Genomic DNA, 19,423 nt, shown 5'->3' on the forward strand with positions numbered 1-19,423 from the left:
AGGCTTATATAAAGCTTGAAAATTACTACTTTAAATTAGCTTTAGCAAGGTTAGATTAAGTTACTTTTTTTAGTAAATACCTTTTTTAAATCGTTATAATCTATAAAATAAACCATTCTTAAAGATACAGTGTTACGCTGCTTTTGCTTAAACAAATCGTCTAAAGTATCAAAATAACTAGCTTCTGAATTTGAAGATTGATTAAAAATCTGATTACGGTATAATGCGGTTAATTGGCTACCAGGAGCAAATTGCCAAGTATAGCTTAAGTCCAAATTCCATGTATTAAAATTAATGTCTGGATTAAAATTAGGATTGTAACTTATGTTATCTTTTGTATAAACTTCAGACTGTACAAGACTACCGTTGTTTTGTAATACATACATTTGAGAGTCATAGGTTACAGTACTTACATAGTTTCTAAAACTTAGTGTTAATGCGTTAAAAGAGTTAAAATTGTAGCTGCCGGATATATTTGAGGTTATTTGCTTTCTGTCGCGTTGACCAAATATTATACGATCGTAAATTTGTTGTCCGTTTACATAACCTCTATCTGCTGTGTAATCGTCATAATCAAAACCTAGTAATAGTAAAAACTTGTCATTAAACTTAAACCTTGGATTGATACCAAACCAATAATTATTAAAATTATCTCGTTCTTTATCAAAAAATCGACCGTAACCAAAGTTAGCATCTATTGCAAAAAAATTGTTGTAATTGGAAGAAATCCACATGTTTGCTTGAGCGTAATTTTTGGTTGTAAAGAAGCTATTAAAACCATTACGAGGCTCGAAGTAGTCATGTTGTTCGCCAATATTCCAATTACCATTAATACCAAAACTGTGTAGTTTTTTATTAGTTGCATTAAAGTTAAAACCAGTGTTTTTTCCTGTATACACGCTTGGCGTAGCTAGCATGTTATAATTAAACCATGTGCCTAAATACATATTGTTTAGATGCTTAGTAGGCTCAAAAATACGGTAACTAGCGTCAAAGCTATAGTTACTGTAGTTATTCCTGAATTGAATACCTAAATCGTTTGGATCAAAATTAACATCTGCATAATTATAGTCTAAAGATACACGATATTTACCACTAATTTTTCCAATTCCTGCTTCTACAGCATAGCCGTTTTGTTTATTAGATACGTCATTAAATGTGCTCATCTTTCCGTTGGCATAGACGCCATAAGTGTTCTTTTTATTAACGATATTGGTTAAAAAACCAGTAACGTTAGCATCTCTAAAATCGCCATCTCTTGTAACATTGGTGTTGATTAAAGTTACAGACGAGTTTTTATTAAACTGCTGGTCTAAAACCATGATATTGTAGTTTGCTAATGGCTCTACTATAGCGCGTCTATTAGATTTTCTAATTTCTTCAGCTTCAGAATTTGGGTTTAAAACTTCTGTTTTTTCAATATCTACATAGGTTTTTTCTGTAATAGCATTAAAAAACCCAATACCTAAACCGTTTTTTGTGCGTCCGGAAATTTTAACTGCATTTAATAGCTGAACTTTTTCAGGATATTCAACAATATCTTCATCTTCATCTAAAATAGGAAATCCGCTAGGCGCATCACCAATACGTCTAGAGTAGAAGAGGTTACCTTTGCTAAATAAATCTATACCTTCTGTAAAAAATTGGCGTCTTTCTGAAAATTGTTGCTCAAAAGGACCAAGGTTTAATATTACATTGTCAAAACCAGCTTGGCTAAAATCTGGTATTAAAGTAGCATCTAAAGTAATATTTTCTGTAATCCCATATTTTACATCCATACCTGCAGCAAGTTCGGTTTCTGTTTCTCCGTCAAAAGAGCTTGTTAAACCAGATGCGTAAGGAAAAAAACTAAGTCTTATTGGAGGCGAAATGTTTTTTAATCCCTTTAATTCTGCATGATATAATCCATTATTTCCTTTTGTTGGATCTAAAGGATTCCATGTCATTTGCTCTCTTGTTTTACGATAATGTCTATGAAATTGTATACCCCAAGTTGGGTTTTCTTGTTGTGTAAAACGTAAAGCTCTATATGGTATTTTAACCTCTACAATCCAACCGTCATTTTGCATTTTTACACTACTTTCCCAAACAGCGTTCCAGCCTAAATCTTCACCATTATTTGGGCTTTCTACAGCATCTGCTTGTGTACCAGAACTAAATACAAAAAAATTAGTGTTGTTTTGCGCATCATTATTTGGATTAAAAATAATACCAAAAAAGTCTGATTGTCCAAAGTTATCACGTTGTGTAAACTGCGTCATTATATCTTCTGGATTATCATAGCAGTAAGCTGCAATGTAAATTCCAGAATCATCATAAGTCATTTTAACTTCTGTTCTTTTCTCTTTACTTGGTAAATCGCCTAAATCAGGTCTAAACTCGGTAAAATTTGTAGCAATTTGTGCGTCATTCCAGGCTATATCATCTAGAATACCATCTATTTTTGGAGCTATATCAGTACGTTTGATTTGATAAGTTTTTTTGTCTTGAGCTTGTAATTGACAACTTAAAAAAATGAAAAATAGCGCTTTAAATAAAATTTTCATGATGGTTTAAAAATTTCGGTATTCTCAATAAAGAGTATACAAAACTAAAAATGTTACACTTACGGACACAAAACTAACTTTGTTGTTATACTTTTCTCATAATATAACGTTAAAATCTTTTTTGAGACTATAGATTATAGCCTGTAAATTAACAGAAAACAATATTTTTATTGTAAAGTGATTTGACATTATGTTATATCAAGGATTTTAATATAAAGGTCAAAATTGATGTTTATAAAGAGCAATTTACATTAATAGTGAGTAATAATGGTGACTAATTAAGGTTAGTAATTTACTACTATTTTATCTTGTTTATTTTGGAACACTATTTGCTTATAACTTGTTACAATTTAAAATCTTATAAATGAACAACACAAACAAATACACAAAACTGTTTTTAGGTTTGCTTTTTGATGCTTTAGGATATGTTACTTTTATTATACCTGGTATTGGCGAATTTGGTGATATTATTTGGGCACCAGCATCTGCATGGTTAATGACCAAACTTTATAAAGGTAAAACGGGTAGAGTAGCAGCAGTAGTGTCTTTTATAGAAGAGGCGTTACCTGGTTTTGACGTTATACCAACCTTTACCATTATGTGGTTATACACTTATGTGTTTTCAGGTAAAAAACAAGATAAAACTATTGAAGTGAAATAGGATTAAAACCTTAAATTATAAACTAAAAAATCCCGCTATTTGCGGGATTTTTTAATATAAAAGTGTTTAACAAATTACTGTACAGTAACATTAAAAGTTACTTCAATATCTGTTTCTCCACCTGCATTTGTAATGTCTCCAGCGCTTACACCAGCAGCATCTTTACTAGGCTCGTGTCTTAAAGTAATAGTAAATGCTTCTGTACCAGTTGTAGCATCTGTTGTAACGATAAAATCTAATCCAATTGGGTTACCGTCTGCATCCATATCATCATAAGCTACGCTAAATAAATCGTTAGATACATCAAAGAAAAATTGGTGTTCTAAAGCTTCTTCTTCAATTTCTTCTGTAATAGACTCAGCAGGAGATTCAGTTTCATTTAATAAATCTAAGCTACCGCTGTAAGTTGTATTTGCAGCTAAATTACCAGATATAGTAATTACAGGTGCATCTGGTCCGTCTCCATCTAAATCTTGAGATTGTAAAGTAACAACTGTACCACCACCAGCAGGTGTTAAAGTAGCTGTTACAGTTGTAATTACTTCTTCTTCGTTTACAGGATCAGGAATGTTGTTGTTATCGTCATCATCAGAACATGATACAAAGATTAAAGAAGCGATTAATAAGTAAGATAAATGTTTTAAAGTTTTCATTTTTGTGTTTTTAATAATTATACTGAATTTTTAAAGTGAAATTTCTTCCTACGTCATCAGCAAAAAAACGTAATCTGTTTAAGTAAGACCTGTATTTTGTGTCTAATAAGTTAGATACACCAAACGCAAGATTTAATCTAGAATTTTCTGTTATTTTAAAATCTACATTACTATCAAAGTGTAATAAATGATAGGCGCTTGGTGGCGTACTTATGTCTACTAATACATTTTGGTTTGTTGTTGGGTTTAGTGTTTCAAAATTAAAATTTGGATAATCTGTTTGTTCTAAAACCCATTCACTTTTTAGACTAATACTTAAATTATTTAAGTCTGAATTAAAGTACTTTATTTGATTAGATATGTTTATTGGTGGTATATCAATAAGGTCTTGGTTGTCGCTTAAGTCGTTTCCTTTTGTAAAAGAAGACTTGTTTGTAAAACTAAACCTATCATTTAATTGATAGTTAACCGCTAGATCTAAACCGTACAAAGCAGCATTTGTGGTTTGGTATTCCCATACCGGAAATGCACCTCTAATAGTAAACTCTACACCTGTTGGCTTTAGATAAATAAAATTATTTATGTGATTATAAAAACCTTCAATATTTAGTTGAAACTTATTTTTTGAGTAATTGTAAGTTGAAGAAATTCTGTTAGAAACTTCATGTTTTATTCTTAAATCACCTAATTCTATTCTTGCTGCCGAATGGTGTAAACCATCACTAAATAACTCTGATGGGTTTGGTGGACGTGTAGTTAAACTATACTGTCCGTTTATATAAGAGTTGCTATTTAAATTATATTTTGCACCAGCGCTAAGCGATATATTATGAAACGTAAACTCTGGATTAACCAATAATTGTGTGCCAAGATCATCAATAATTAAATCATTAAACTCTTGATCATAATTACGTTCTTCCCATCTACTTGTTTTATAATACTTGTATGCATTTATAAAGTTGTAATCGTATCTTATACCAGCATCAAGACTTAAGTTACTATTTACATTCCAATTAGTTGTAAAATAAGCACCAAAATCATATTTTTCGTAATCTGGTATTAAACGTCTTACACCAGTGTCTGGATTAGCAAAATTATCTTGAAATCTAAATAAAACACCTGCGTTGTGCTCAAAATTATTTTTTGCATCTAAAAGTATATTACTTGTTAGTGTATGTGTTGTTAAATTAAGGTCTAAAGCAGGTTTATCACGATCGTCACCAACTCTTATGTCATACTCAAATCGTTGGTTTTCTTGATAATCATACTGAATATCAATTTTACCAAAGTTTTTAAAACGCTTATAATAATTAGCTTTAAAAATTTGATGTGTAACGTCTTGTTTTGGATTGTTAATATCATAGCTAAAATCTTCGGCAACTAATGGTTGATTAGAGTTAATAGCATTGATTAAATCGTTAATATTTCCTATATGAGATGCTCTTAAAATACCTATTTCGCTATTTAAATAGCTGTAATAAGCCTCAAAACCAGACTCAAAAGATTTTTTACCTGCTCTTAGCGTTATTCCTTTAGAATTTAAACCTGTGTTGGTTAAATAATAATCAGGAGACTTTAAATCGCCACTTTTTTTAAAGCTTCCTTGTACATTGGCAAACCAACCACTTTTAAAGCTTTTGTTTAAAGATGAATTTATTAAAAATCCACGACCATTACTATAACCATTAATAGAGGTTTTACCGTATAATGTATCTTTAACAATAACACGGTTTGGATTAACAACAATTATACCTCCAATAGCATCTCCACCATAAGCTAATGTACCAGAACCTTTAATTACAGAGATTTGATCTGCGGAATTTATATCTATATTTGGCGCGTGCTCAATTCCCCAATCTTGGTCTTGTAACCTAACATTATTGTTTAAAACAATTAGTCTGCTACTATGTAAACCATTAATTACAGGTTTAACAATAGTACTTCCTGTATTTATTGAAGATACACCAGGCACTTCTTTTAGAGCATCACCTAAGCTTAAGGTGTTGTATTTGTATATATCTTGAGATTTTAAGATAGTTTCTTGACCAGAATTAGTGTTTTCTTTAACAGTTTTACCGTTAATTGTTACTTCTTCTAAATCTTCAATATGATGTTCTAATAAAATGGTTTCATAAGTATCAGAATTAATGCTAAATGACACAGATTTTGTATCACAAGCTACATGACTTATGGTCAAATTTAAATTACCTTCACATAGGTTTTCAATTTTAAATTTTCCATTAACATCAGATACAACATATTTATCCAAATTCTCTATATGTACAGTAGCACCAACAATAGGTGTAGCATCATGAAAATCTGAAATCTCTCCAATAAAAGTATATGTACAGTTTTGAGCACTTATAGTTTTTGGTACTACAAATGCTAAAATAATTAGCAAGTATTTCATTTTAAATATTTAAGTGAATGAGTTTTTAATCTACAAACAGATTAACAACTTGGTGGTCCTCTTAAATACGTATATGATTGCTGATGATTAAAAAGAAATTTATAGTAATGATAATTTGTAGAATAAAAATTATCATTAAAACTTATGTCAAATGAAGTAGGTAAGTGGTAGTATGTATTGTTTAGTTTAAACTTATAAAACTCGCAGTCTACATCTACTTGGTGTAAATGGTGGTCGCTAGTTTTTTCTGTACAAATTTCATGTTTATGGTTTTCAAACACATGCATTGCTTTAACTGTTGCAGGTAGTAATACCGTAACAACAAGTATAAGCGCTAAGCTTTTTGATATGATGTGTTTAATAGTGTACATTTATTCGTTTAAAAAACGTCCTAAACCAAAACGTTTTAGCATTTTCTTTTCAAAGTTCCAAAAAAATTGAAATTGACCAAATAACCAACCATAAAATACTAGTAAAACTTGGTAAAAAATGAGGCCAATAATAATATATAAAATCCAATAAATAAAAGGATTTAAGTTTTCTTTAGTAATTCCTATATATTTTATTAAAGGTCTTCCAATAAACACAGAGGAAGATCCTGTAATGGCAAATACTATAAAGATAGCTATTAATTCCCATTTATAAGTTACTTTCCATTTGTTTTCTAATTTGCTAAACAAGAATAAAGTAACCTTTAATAATAGGTAGGTAATAATAATAGTAAAGCTAATTTTGAAGTAAATATTTTCAAAAAATAAATTAGCTAGTTTATATCCAGAATAAAGTAAACCTAATAAGCCTAAAATAGGAAATAGAAACTGCCAATTTTTTTGAATTTGCCAGCGTTGTTTAAATACTTTCATAGCTGTTTTTTAAGTTTGCAAAAGTACAAAACGATTTAAAAAGGAGGCACACGACCACCTAAAAGATTTTGATTATATTTATTTTGGAAATAAATAAAGTAATTATATAATTTATAATTAAGCTCATAACCATAATCAATATTCTGTCTATAGTCAATTTGCATCTCATATAAATTAGGATTGTAACGTTGTGGTTGCAAAACTCTGTTATTCCATGCTTGTACATAGAAAATATTTTTATTTTCTAAATAAGTTTGATTGTAAAACCCTTCTGGTCTTGCAGTTGTATTTAACCAAACATTAAAACCTGGTTCTATTATGATTATTTCGTATTCTGTTTTATCACTAGTTATTTTAATAGTATCTCCAATTTGTGCAGAACTGTTATCTGCTTCTACAGTTTTTTTAGATGTAGTACAGCTATAAACAATTAAAATAATGCAAGCAGCTAAAGCTAAATTTTTCATCGTTCTGTTTTTACTAAAGTTACTAAAATTATAGCATAAAAAAAGCCAAACATTTTGTTTGGCTTTTTCTTGAAATATTTAATAATAATTATTTTCCAAATAATCCTCCTAAAAGTCCGCCAAGACCGCCTTTTTTCTTAGCTCCTCCTAAAACCATACCAGCTACGTCATCTACAACGCTACCATCGCCATCTGCATCTAATATTTTTTCTAAAAAGCTTTGTTCTTCTTTAGCTTCACTACCACCAAGTAAACCACCAAGTAAACCACCTAAATCATTAGTAGAACTAACGTTATTTTGTCTTGCTTGTTTACCTAAAACACCCATTAAAATAGGTGCAGCTACTTTAAGAATATTACCAACAGAACCAGCATCTAAACCAGCTTTTTGTCCTATTACTTGTTCTACACCTTGCTTTTTTGCACCTAAAACATGACCTAAAATTTTATCACCATCAGTTTTTACAGACTCATCAACACCGCCATTAAATAATCCTCCAAGGTTATCTAAAATACTACCATCATGTTTATCCATTATAGCTCCAAGTAATCCTTGAGCGCCTTCTGGAGATGCAGAAGCGTTACGCTCCATAGCTTTCATTAATACAGGTAAAGCCATAGTTAATACGCTTCCTGTTCTGTTTTCGTCTGTTCCTGTAGATCCAGAAACACCACTAATTATTGTTTTTCCTAAATCTGAATTTAATAAGTCTAAAATACCTGCCATTTTATTATGTTTTAAAGTTTGTTTAAAATTTGTGATTGTAAATTACAAAAAAAAAGTCCCAAGCTATTCTTGAGACTTTAATTAATAAATTTTTTAAAAGAAAACCGATAAAAAGTAAATTTTAATCGTTTAAAAGCAAGCTTTTAATCTGGTCTGCTAACTCAACTCCAATTCTGTCTTGTGCTTCGTTAGTTGCTGCACCAGTATGCGGAGTTAAAGATAAGCTACTATTCATTAATAATTGAATTTCTGGTTGAGGCTCTTTTTCAAAAACGTCTAGTGCTGCTCTTGCTACTTTTCCGCTTTCAATAGCATTAACTAGAGCGATTTCATCTAAAACACCACCACGAGCTGCATTTACAATAATAACACCTTCTTTCATTTTATCAAATTCGTCTTTACCAATCACATATTCTTTTTGTGCCGGTACATGAAGTGTTAAAAAGTCTGAGTTTTTGATAACTTCTTCTTTAGACACAGTTTTAATATCGAAATTTAGTTTTTGACCATCAAAAAACTCTAATTCTAAATCGGCTTTTTCAATAAATGGATCAAAAGCAATTACTTTCATTCCTGCGCCAATAGCTACTTTTGCTGTAGCTTGTCCAATACGACCAAAACCAATAATACCTAGTGTCTTACCTTTTAATTCTGTTCCTTTAGCATAAGCTTTTTTTAATGCCTTAAATTTAGTGTCTCCTTCTAAAGGCATGTCTCTATTGGCATTATGTAAAAATCTTGCTAAACCATAAAGATGAGCAAAAACTAGTTCTGCAACAGAATGAGAAGATGCTGCAGGAGTATTGATTACGTGTATACCTTTATTACGTGCATAGTCTACATCTATATTATCCATACCAACGCCACCACGACCTATTATTTTTAGTTCTGGACAAGCGTCAATTATGTCTTTTCTAACTTTTGTTGCGCTTCTTACTAAAAGTACAGTTATATTATTGTTATTAATATAATTTATTAATTGTTCTTGTGCTACAGTAGTGGTATTAACTTCAAATCCAGCAGCTTCTAAAGCTTCGATTCCGCTATTTGATATACCATCGTTTGCTAATACTTTCATTATTATATTTTCTTTTTCTGTTTAAAAATGATTAAGCTTTACTTTCTAATTCGCTCATAACTTCTACTAATACTTTAACACTGTCTAGTGATAAAGCATTATACATACTTGCACGGTAACCACCAACACTTCTGTGTCCGTTAAGTCCGTTAATACCAGCTTCTTTCCACATGGTATCAAAAGTTTCTTTTAAATCGTCGTTTGTTAATGTAAAAGTTGCATTCATGTAAGAACGATCTTCTTTAGCTGCAAATCCTTTAAATAGAGGATTTAAATCTATTTCAGAATAAATTAATCGCGCTTTCTTTTCGTTTTCTTCTTCAATTGCTTTAATACCTCCTAAATCTTTTAACCATTGTAATGTTAACATGCTTGTATATACTGCAAATACTGGAGGCGTATTAAACATTGAACTTTTTTCAATATGCACTTTGTAGTCTAACATAGAAGGTATTTTGCGTGATACTTTACCTAAAACATCTTCTTTTACTACAACTAAAGTAGTACCAGCAGGACCCATATTTTTTTGAGCACCAGCATAAATAATATCAAATTTTGAAAAATCTAAGGTTCTTGAAAATATGTCAGAACTCATATCACAAACCATTGGTATTGGTGAGTTTGGAAACTCTTTTATTTGTGTTCCAAAAATGGTATTGTTAGATGTACAGTGAAAATAATCGTAATCTTCTGGGATTTCGTATCCTTTAGGGATATAATTGTAATTAGCATTTTTAGAAGACGCGACTTCAATAATGTCATCAAAGATTTTAGCCTCTTTAATAGCTTTGTCAGACCAAGTTCCTGTATTTAGATACGCAGCTCTTTTTTCCAACATATTTTGAGCAACCATTAAAAATTGCATACTTGCGCCACCTTGTAAAAATAAAGCTTTATAACCTTTGCCTTCTAAACCAAGTAATTCTAAAGCCAAAGATCTTGCTTGCTCCATAATATCTACAAAGGATTTACTTCTATGAGAAATTTCTATTAAAGATAATCCGTTGTCATAATCTAAAACCGCTTGAGAGGCTTTTTGTAATACTTCTTGAGGCAATACGCATGGTCCTGCGCTAAAATTGTGTCTTTGCATTTTTTAATATTTTATGCATACACTGTAAAGGATTTACAGTATATATAGTTTGTTTAGCATTACAAAGGTGCTAATTAATACTGTAAAAAATGTTATTAATATGATAATTTATCAACTATATTTTTAACAAAAACTCAATAGTATTAATATCATCTGCATAGTCCCAAAGTTGTGGTTTTTGGGTCATGCCAAAATCTACATCGTTTTCGGTTAGCCCTTTAGACACAACACATTGAATTAAATCTTTATCAATGTTTAGTTTGTTTTGAAGTTGTTCTAAGCTATCATAGTATTCATAAAAAACAGTTGCGATAGGAGATGCATAGCTTTGGTCTTCTTTTATCATTAAAAAACCATTTTCTAGCATGTCAAATTCGCTCATTAAATAGACTGCTTTATTATAATCATAATTATTAGCGTATTTAGCCTCTTCAATTATAGTATGCCATTTATACATCGCGTTAAAAAAGCCATCAAAATTGTAATTTTTTGGAACAAATAATTTAGAAACGTTGCGACAACCTAATCCATAATATCTAAAAATATCTTCTGATAAGGCATTAAGTTGATCTTCAGTTTCATCACCAGTTAAAATTGCTACTGAGTTTCTGTTTTGCCTAATTATTGATGGTTTATTTTTAAAATAATACTCAAAATACCTAGCAGTATTGTTACTTCCAGTTGCTATCACAGCATCAAAATTTTGAAGTTTGTCTTCGGTAAATGTTATTTTTCCTTTTAATTCAGGAGAAACATATTCTAAATATTTAGCTAAAAAAGGTAAAAGATGTTTATCGTTAGACGATTGTTTTACCAACACATCATGTCCAGTGATTAAAACACTTAAAAAGTCATGAAATCCAACCAAAGGGATATTTCCTGCCATTATAATAGCTACTTTTTTTGGTTGGACTTCACTTAAATTATAACTTGACAACCATTGTTTTAAATTATTTTCAGTCAATAAATTAGCCCAACCTTCTAAAGCGAATAAAATATTGTTTTCAGTAAACCAGCCATTATGTTCTTTGGCTAATTTTATTTGATGTTTAAATCCATCAAAAAACAAGTCATTATGTAGAACATTTTCTTTTTTTTCAATTCCTTTAGTGGTAAATTGGCTTAAAAATTGGCCTAATTCGGCGAAAGCTTTAGTTATGTAATATTTGTTACCCATTATAATTTGTATAACCGTATTTTTGGCTTTATTTTTGTACAAAGTTAAGTAAACAAAAACGAAATTACGCTATGGCAATTATTATAACAGACGAATGTATTAACTGCGGAGCTTGTGAGCCAGAATGCCCAAACACTGCAATTTACGAAGGTGCTGACGATTGGAGATATAAAGACGGAACAAGTTTAGAAGGTAAATTGGTTTTACCTGATGGAAAAGAAGTTGATGCAGATGAGGCGCAAGAGCCTTTAAGTGATGAGATTTATTACATTGTCCCTGATAAATGTACAGAATGTAAAGGTTTTCATGAAGAGCCACAATGTGCTGCAGTTTGTCCTGTAGACTGTTGTGTACCTGATGATGATCATGTAGAAAGTGAAGAAACCTTACTTGGTAAACAAAAATTTATGCATCCTGATGGATAACATAATATTTATGTAAAAAATTAAAATCTCAAGTTAACACTTGGGATTTTTTATTGGATTAATGTGTACATTTGCACTCGTTAAAAATAAAATATAACAATGAAAGCAGGAATTGTAGGCTTACCAAACGTAGGAAAATCGACTTTATTTAATTGTTTGTCTAATGCAAAAGCGCAAAGTGCAAACTTTCCGTTTTGTACGATAGAGCCTAATATTGGTGTGGTAAATGTACCAGATCCAAGGTTGGAAAAGTTAGAAAGTTTAGTAAAACCAGAACGTGTTTTACCAGCAACAGTAGAAATTGTTGATATCGCAGGATTAGTAAAAGGAGCTAGTAAAGGAGAAGGTTTAGGTAATCAATTTTTAGCAAATATTAGAGAAACAGATGCAATTTTACACGTGTTACGCTGTTTTGATAACGATAATATTGTACATGTAGATGGTAGTGTTGATCCAATTAGAGATAAAGAAACTATAGATATAGAGCTGCAATTAAAAGACTTAGAAACAGTAGAAAAAAAGCTTGACAAAGTAAAAAGAGCTGCAAAAACAGGCGATAAAGAAGCTCAAAAAGAAGAAGCTGTTTTATTAAAAATAAAGGAAGCTTTAGAGGCAGGAACATCGATTAGAGCTTTAGATTTTTCTGAAGAAGACCATAAAGCTTACGTAAAACCATTACAGTTTATTACAGAAAAACCAGTAATGTATGTGTGTAATGTAGACGAAGGTAGTGCTGTTTCTGGTAATGAATATGTCGAAAAAGTTCGTGAAAACGTAAAAAATGAAAATGCTGAAGTTTTAGTATTAGCAGTAGGTACAGAAGCAGATATCAATGAATTAGATGATTACGAAGAGCGCCAAATGTTTTTACAAGATATAGGATTAGACGAGCCTGGATCTGCTAAATTAATCCGTTCTGCTTATAAATTATTAAACCAACAAACCTACTTTACTGCAGGAGTTAAAGAAGTAAGAGCTTGGACTGTAAATGTCGGTGCAACTGCACCGCAAGCTGCAGGAGTAATTCATACCGATTTTGAAAAAGGATTTATTAGAGCAGAAGTTATTGCTTACGATGATTATGTACAATTTGGTAGTGAAGCTAAAGTAAAAGAAGCTGGTAAAATGCGTGTTGAAGGTAAAGAATACATCGTAAAAGATGGCGATGTGATGCATTTTAGATTCAATGTGTAATTTACATTTTAGATTGCTTCACAATTAGATATTAAGATTTAAGACATTAAAAACGAGATGAAAATTCATCTCGTTTTTTGTTTAGAAGTGATTGAATTAAAATGTAAAACACTAGATGATTTTTGAAAATTCGTGAAATTTGTGTCGATAAAAAATAGTTTACTACTTATCAAAATATATTGTTAATTAATTTCATAGTCTACTATTTCATTTTTTACTGGGTTGTATTATATTAGCAACATATCTCACATTTTGCACCTAAATTTATGTCAGAACAAACAAATTATACCGAAGACAATATACGCTCGTTAGACTGGAAAGAACACATCCGTATGCGACCTGGTATGTATATTGGTAAACTTGGTGATGGATCTTCGCCAGACGACGGTATATACATTCTGCTTAAAGAAGTATTAGACAACTCGATAGACGAGTTTGTTATGGGCGCAGGAAAAACCATTGAGATTTCCATACAAGGTAATAAAGTAATCGTACGCGATTATGGTCGTGGTATTCCATTAGGAAAAGTGGTAGACGTCGTATCTAAAATGAATACCGGTGGTAAATACGATTCTAAAGCCTTTAAAAAATCGGTTGGACTTAACGGTGTTGGTACAAAAGCAGTTAACGCTTTATCAACATATTTTAGAGTAGAATCATCTCGTGATGGTAAAAGTGCATCTGCCGATTTTGAACAAGGAAACCTTGTAGATCAAGAGTTTTTAGAAGAAACGTCAAGACGAAAAGGAACAAAAGTCTCATTTATTCCTGACGAAACTATCTTTAAAAATTACAAGTTTCGTCATGAGTATGTAGCAAAAATGCTTAAAAACTATGTGTACTTAAATCCAGGTTTAACCATAGTTTTTAATGGCGAAAAATACTTTAGTGAAAATGGATTAAAAGATCTTCTTTCAGAAAAAATTAAAGAAGACGATCAACTTTATCCAATAATACACTTACGTGGTGACGATATTGAAGTAGCAATAACGCACAGTAAAACACAATATAGCGAAGATTACAACAGTTTTGTAAACGGACAAAACACAACGCAAGGAGGAACGCATTTAAATGCTTTTAGAGAAGCAATTGTAAAAACTATCAGAGATTTTTATGGTAAAAATTACGATGCTTCAGATGTTAGAAAGTCTATTGTTTCTGCAATTGCCATAAAGGTAATGGAACCAGTTTTTGAAAGTCAGACTAAAACAAAATTAGGTTCTACAGATATGGGTGGAGATTTACCAACTGTTAGAACTTATGTTAACGATTTTATCAAAACTTACTTAGATAACTTTCTACATAAAAATACTGAAACAGCCGAAAAGCTTCAACGTAAAATATTACAAGCAGAACGAGAGCGTAAAGAGCTTTCTGGTATTAGAAAATTAGCTAAAGATCGTGCTAAAAAAGCAAGTCTTCATAATAAAAAATTACGCGATTGTCGTGTGCATTTTGGTGATACAAAAAACGAAAGAAACCTAGAAACTACATTGTTTATAACTGAGGGTGATTCGGCTTCGGGAAGTATCACAAAATCTAGAGATGTTAATACGCAAGCGGTTTTTAGTTTAAAAGGAAAGCCGTTAAACAGTTACGGTTTAACCAAAAAAATAGTTTACGAAAACGAAGAGTTTAATCTACTTCAAGCAGCTTTAAATATAGAAGAATCTTTAGAAGATTTACGTTACAATAACATCGTAATTGCAACCGATGCCGATGTAGATGGTATGCATATTAGACTGTTGTTAATTACTTTTTTCTTACAGTTTTTTCCAGAAGTTATTAAAAACGGACATCTTTACATCTTACAAACACCATTATTTAGGGTAAGAAACAAAAAAGAAACTATTTATTGTTACAGTGAAGAAGAACGTCGTAACGCTATAGAAAAACTAAAGCCAAAACCAGAAATTACACGATTTAAAGGTTTAGGTGAAATTAGTCCAGACGAATTTAAACATTTCATAGGTGACGATATAAGACTTGATCCTGTAATGCTTGACGATAATATGTCTATAGAAGAATTATTGTCTTTTTATATGGGTAAAAACACACCATCGCGACAAGAGTTTATCATAGATAACTTAAAGGTTGAAATGGATATAATTGAAGAAGGGAAGTAGGATGAAATATAAAGCTATATTAAATTTATTATTTGTTTTATTGTTATGTTTTAATTGTTCTTCTAGCGATGAAAACGAAGATTCAATTCAAAGTTGTACAAAAACAATAACCATAACTCAGTTTTATATTCTTGACGGAGCATCTTACAGCTATAACACAGAACAAGAAGTGCCTTGTGATTTTTCAGAGCCAACTAGTGCAGAACAAATAGAACCTCAAAAACTAGAAGACTTTAGCTATGATGTAATTCAGTTTGAATACACACAAGACACAGGTAATAATACGTCTAGATTACAATTTGAAATTCAATTAAATAACCTTAGCGACCAACCAGTAGAAGGTATACAAAGAATAACTATTAATTCAGATAATATTCAATTTTCAACTAATTATGGCATAAATTCTTGTACATCAATTGATGCAAATTCAAGTTGTATTATTACATATGATGTTGAAGAGCCACATTCAACAGGCATATCAAATACTTTTGAATTGATAGATGTAGAATATTATTTAACTATCGAATAATTAAAACTTATATTTAAGTCTAAATAAATAATTTCCTTTAGACAGGAATAACAATATGGCAGAAGAAGAAAACGAAGACTTAACAAACGACCAAAACCAAGACGCAAACGAAACCATTACCAGGATTACTGGTATGTATAAAGAATGGTTTTTAGATTATGCGTCTTATGTTATTTTAGAACGTGCAGTACCAGCAATAGAAGATGGTTTTAAACCAGTGCAACGTCGTATCATGCATTCTATGAAAGACTTAGATGATGGTCGTTACAATAAGGTGGCTAATATTGTTGGTCATACCATGCAGTATCATCCGCATGGTGATGCCAGTATTGCAGATGCTATGGTACAAATTGGTCAAAAAGACCTGTTAATTGATACGCAAGGTAACTGGGGAAATATCCTTACCGGAGATAGCGCAGCAGCATCACGTTATATCGAAGCACGTCTTTCTAAATTTGCTTTAGACGTAGTTTATAATCCAAAAATTACCGAGTGGCAAGCGTCTTACGATGGTAGACGTAAAGAGCCAATCAATCTACCAGTAATGTTTCCGTTATTGTTAGCGCAAGGCGGAGAAGGTATTGCAGTAGGATTATCAACAAAAATATTACCACATAATTTTATAGAGCTTATCGATGCGTCTGTCAAGCATCTTCAAGGTAAGCGTTTTACAATTTTACCAGATTTTCCAACAGCAGGTATTGCAGATTGTGGCGATTATAACGACGGTATGCGTGGCGGAAAAGTTCGTGTGCGTGCAAAAATTTCGCAATACGATAAAAACACATTGGTAATTACCGAAGTACCTTTTGGTACAACAACATCGTCGTTAATAGATTCTATCTTAAAAGCGAACGACAAAGGTAAAATCAAAATCAAAAAAATAGAAGATAATACTGCTGCAGAAGTAGAAATCTTGGTGCATTTACCGTCAGGAATTTCACCAGATAAAACTATAGATGCACTTTACGCATTTACAAATTGCGAAATCTCTATTTCGCCATTAGGCTGTGTGATTGAAGATAACAAACCTTTATTTATAGGTGTTTCTGAAATGTTGCGTCGTAGTACAGACAACACAGTTCAGTTATTAAAACAAGAATTAGAAATCAAACTTAACGAGTTTGAAGAGCAGTGGCATTTTGCATCGTTAGAACGTATTTTTATAGAAAACCGTATCTATCGTGATATTGAAGAGGAAGAAACTTGGGAAGGTGTTATCCAAGCAATAGACAAAGGACTTCAACCACATATAAAACATTTAAAACGTGCCATTACAGAAGAAGATATTGTACGTTTAACCGAAATTAGAATTAAACGTATTTCTAAATTTGATATCGATAAAGCGCAACAAAAAATTGACGCTTTAGAAGATCAAATTGCCGAAGTTAAACATCATTTAGCTAACCTAATAGATTACGCAATTGCTTATTTTAAACGCTTAAAAGACACGTATAGCGAAGGTAAAGAACGTAAAACAGAACTACGCGCTTTTGAAGATGTAGATGCTACAAAAGTGGTGATTAGAAACACAAAACTTTACGTAAATAGAGAAGAAGGTTTTATTGGTACATCGTTAAGAAGAGACGAGTATGTTTGCGATTGTAGTGATATAGACGATATTATTGTATTTACTGCCGAAGGTAAAATGATGGTCACTAAAGTAGATAGCAAAACCTTTATTGGTAAAAATATTATACACGTTGCAGTCTTTAAAAAGAAAGACAAACGTACTATTTACAATATGATTTATCGCGATGGAAGCAAAGGACCTTCGTATATCAAACGTTTTGCCGTAACTTCCATGACTAGAGATAAAGAGTACGACTTAACTAATGGAAACAAATCGAGTAAAGTTTGGTATTTCTCTGCAAACCCTAATGGAGAAGCCGAAGTCATTTCGGTATTTTTAAGACAAGTAGGAAGTATTAAAAAACTTAAATGGGATATAGATTTTGCAGACATTTTAATAAAAGGTCGTGCAAGTAAAGGTAATGTGGTTACCAAATACGCCATTAAAAAAATAGAATTAAAAGAAAAAGGTGTATCTACGTTAAAACCGCGTAAAATATGGTTTGACGATACAGTACAACGTTTAAATGTAGATGGAAGAGGCGAGTTGTTAGGCGAGTTTAGAGGTGAAGATCGACTATTGGTAATCAACCAACGAGGTTATGTAAAAACTATAATTCCAGAAGTAACAGCGCATTTTGATGACGATATGATTGTGCTGGAAAAATGGATACCAAAAAAGCCAATTTCAGCTATATATTATGATGGCGATAAAGAACGTTACTACGTAAAACGTTTTTTAATTGAAAATGAAAGTAAAGAGGATTTATTTATTTCGGAACATCCAAAATCACAATTAGAAATTGTGTCTACCGACTGGAAACCTATGGCGGAAGTAGAATTTACTAAAGAAAGAGGTAAAGACAGAAAGGATAATTTACAAGTTAATTTAGAAGAATTTATAGCAATTAAAGGTATAAATGCACTTGGTAATCAATTAACTAAAGATAAGGTAAACCAAATAAGTCTTTTAGATCCTTTACCATATGAAGCGCCAGAAGACGTTCCTGCAGATAGCATTGATGTAATAGACGAAGAAGATGTTTCTTCAAAACCATCAGAAGACTTAGAAGAAGGAAGTAACCTTGATGATTCTGGTCAACCTACACTTTTTTAGTAGGTTTTTTGCTTATTTTCTGATTTAAAAATTCTACAAATAAAGAAAATGCAATAGCAAAATATAGGTATCCTTTAGGTATTGCGCCCACCTTTTTGTCAAAGAAAGTTGTGTGAGATAAATGACCAGCTTCTGTAATTAGCATAAATCCAATTAAGATTAAAAAAGAAAGCCCAAGTATTTGTATACTTGGGTTTTTGTCTATAAAACGTCTAATTTTATTAGCAAATCCAATCATTATTATTATTGAAATAACAACCGCAATTATCATTAAAATTAAATTATAATTGTGATTGTCTGATAAACCATTAGTCATACCAACAGCTGTTAAAATAGAATCTATAGAGAAAATAAAATCTATAATTAATATTTGTATAATAGCTTGTTGAAACGATTTTATAGCTTTTCCTTTAACTTCATCTTCATCATGTTTTGGATCAGATACTTTTTCTCTAATTTCAGAAGTACTTTTGTATATTAAAAATAATCCTCCAACAAATAAAATTATAGCTTGCCAGCTTAATTCTAAATGCATCCAATTTAAATCTAAAGTATAAAAAGGCTTAGATAAACCAACTAAAAAAGACACAAAAAACAAAAGGATTATTCTTTGTACCATTGCTAATAATAATCCAATATTTGTGACTTTACCACGTTGTTCTTCAGGAAGTTTATTTGCAGCGATAGAGATAAACACAATATTGTCTATTCCTAAAATTATCTCTAAAAATGTAAGCGTTAGTAATGCAAAAATGGCATCACTAGAGGTTAAAAACTCTATCATG

17 protein-coding genes are annotated in these 19,423 nt (G+C 31.2%); 6 read left to right on the forward strand and 11 right to left on the reverse strand.

The window, feature by feature from the left end; all coding sequences use genetic code 11:
• Window positions 1-50: 50 nt before the first annotated feature.
• A complete protein-coding gene (locus ACEQT4_RS05000) occupies window positions 51-2,546 on the reverse strand; it encodes a DUF5916 domain-containing protein (protein WP_370226357.1) in 2,496 nt (831 codons plus the stop codon).
• A 364-nt stretch (window positions 2,547-2,910) separates the two neighbouring features.
• Between ACEQT4_RS05000 and ACEQT4_RS05005 the strand changes: the two genes are divergently transcribed.
• Window positions 2,911-3,207 (forward strand): hypothetical protein, encoded by a 297-nt coding sequence (locus tag ACEQT4_RS05005; RefSeq protein ID WP_370226358.1) that lies wholly within the window; start codon window positions 2,911-2,913, stop codon window positions 3,205-3,207.
• Window positions 3,208-3,281: 74 nt separating this feature from the next.
• Here the strand turns inward: ACEQT4_RS05005 and ACEQT4_RS05010 are convergent, their stop codons facing one another.
• From ACEQT4_RS05010 to ACEQT4_RS05050, 9 genes are all read right to left on the reverse strand, one after another.
• Window positions 3,282-3,860, reverse strand: coding sequence for a type 1 periplasmic binding fold superfamily protein (locus ACEQT4_RS05010; protein WP_370226359.1), 579 nt, complete (start codon window positions 3,858-3,860; stop codon window positions 3,282-3,284).
• A 10-nt stretch (window positions 3,861-3,870) separates the two neighbouring features.
• Window positions 3,871-6,270, reverse strand: coding sequence for a TonB-dependent receptor (locus tag ACEQT4_RS05015; protein ID WP_370226360.1), 2,400 nt, complete (start codon window positions 6,268-6,270; stop codon window positions 3,871-3,873).
• Window positions 6,271-6,311: 41 nt separating this feature from the next.
• On the reverse strand, window positions 6,312-6,641 hold the full coding sequence (locus ACEQT4_RS05020; RefSeq protein ID WP_370226361.1) for a hypothetical protein: 330 nt from the start codon (window positions 6,639-6,641) through the stop codon (window positions 6,312-6,314).
• Window positions 6,642-7,133, reverse strand: coding sequence for a DUF6787 family protein (locus ACEQT4_RS05025; protein WP_370226362.1), 492 nt, complete (start codon window positions 7,131-7,133; stop codon window positions 6,642-6,644).
• 35 nt (window positions 7,134-7,168) lie between these two features.
• The gene (locus ACEQT4_RS05030; protein ID WP_370226363.1) at window positions 7,169-7,600 is read right to left on the reverse strand and encodes a DUF6146 family protein; all 432 of its coding nucleotides are present in this window, start codon (window positions 7,598-7,600) and stop codon (window positions 7,169-7,171) included.
• A gap of 88 nt (window positions 7,601-7,688) precedes the next feature.
• Complete coding sequence (locus ACEQT4_RS05035) at window positions 7,689-8,327, reverse strand: DUF937 domain-containing protein (RefSeq protein ID WP_027878944.1); 639 nt, start codon at window positions 8,325-8,327, stop codon at window positions 7,689-7,691.
• 121 nt (window positions 8,328-8,448) lie between these two features.
• Entirely contained in the window at window positions 8,449-9,405 is a 957-nt protein-coding gene (locus ACEQT4_RS05040) for a D-2-hydroxyacid dehydrogenase (RefSeq protein WP_027878945.1), read from the reverse strand.
• A gap of 31 nt (window positions 9,406-9,436) precedes the next feature.
• Entirely contained in the window at window positions 9,437-10,498 is a 1,062-nt protein-coding gene (serC, locus tag ACEQT4_RS05045; protein WP_223076787.1) for a 3-phosphoserine/phosphohydroxythreonine transaminase, read from the reverse strand.
• Window positions 10,499-10,613: 115 nt separating this feature from the next.
• Entirely contained in the window at window positions 10,614-11,675 is a 1,062-nt protein-coding gene (locus ACEQT4_RS05050) for an acyl-CoA reductase (RefSeq protein WP_370226365.1), read from the reverse strand.
• A 71-nt stretch (window positions 11,676-11,746) separates the two neighbouring features.
• Here ACEQT4_RS05050 and ACEQT4_RS05055 point away from each other — a divergent pair, with 71 nt between their 5' ends.
• From ACEQT4_RS05055 to ACEQT4_RS05075, 5 genes are all read left to right on the forward strand, one after another.
• Window positions 11,747-12,100, forward strand: coding sequence for a 4Fe-4S dicluster domain-containing protein (locus tag ACEQT4_RS05055; RefSeq protein ID WP_106677846.1), 354 nt, complete (start codon window positions 11,747-11,749; stop codon window positions 12,098-12,100).
• A 99-nt stretch (window positions 12,101-12,199) separates the two neighbouring features.
• On the forward strand, window positions 12,200-13,294 hold the full coding sequence (gene ychF / locus ACEQT4_RS05060) for a redox-regulated ATPase YchF (RefSeq protein WP_027878949.1): 1,095 nt from the start codon (window positions 12,200-12,202) through the stop codon (window positions 13,292-13,294).
• 266 nt (window positions 13,295-13,560) lie between these two features.
• Window positions 13,561-15,420 (forward strand): DNA topoisomerase IV subunit B, encoded by a 1,860-nt coding sequence (locus ACEQT4_RS05065; protein WP_370226366.1) that lies wholly within the window; start codon window positions 13,561-13,563, stop codon window positions 15,418-15,420.
• Window position 15,421: 1 nt separating this feature from the next.
• Window positions 15,422-15,949: a hypothetical protein gene (locus tag ACEQT4_RS05070; RefSeq protein WP_370226367.1), complete on the forward strand. Its 528-nt coding sequence runs from the start codon at window positions 15,422-15,424 to the stop codon at window positions 15,947-15,949.
• A gap of 55 nt (window positions 15,950-16,004) precedes the next feature.
• Window positions 16,005-18,638, forward strand: a complete 2,634-nt coding sequence (locus tag ACEQT4_RS05075; protein ID WP_370226369.1) for a DNA gyrase/topoisomerase IV subunit A — start codon at window positions 16,005-16,007, stop codon at window positions 18,636-18,638.
• Here the strand turns inward: ACEQT4_RS05075 and ACEQT4_RS05080 are convergent.
• Entirely contained in the window at window positions 18,625-19,422 is a 798-nt protein-coding gene (locus tag ACEQT4_RS05080) for a TerC family protein (protein ID WP_370226370.1), read from the reverse strand. The two genes, ACEQT4_RS05075 and ACEQT4_RS05080, sit on opposite strands and share 14 nt — an antisense overlap.
• Window position 19,423: the final 1 nt, after the last annotated feature.

The organism is Mesoflavibacter sp. (assembly GCF_964226795.1).
GTDB classification, from domain to species: Bacteria; Bacteroidota; Bacteroidia; order Flavobacteriales; family Flavobacteriaceae; genus Mesoflavibacter; species Mesoflavibacter zeaxanthinifaciens.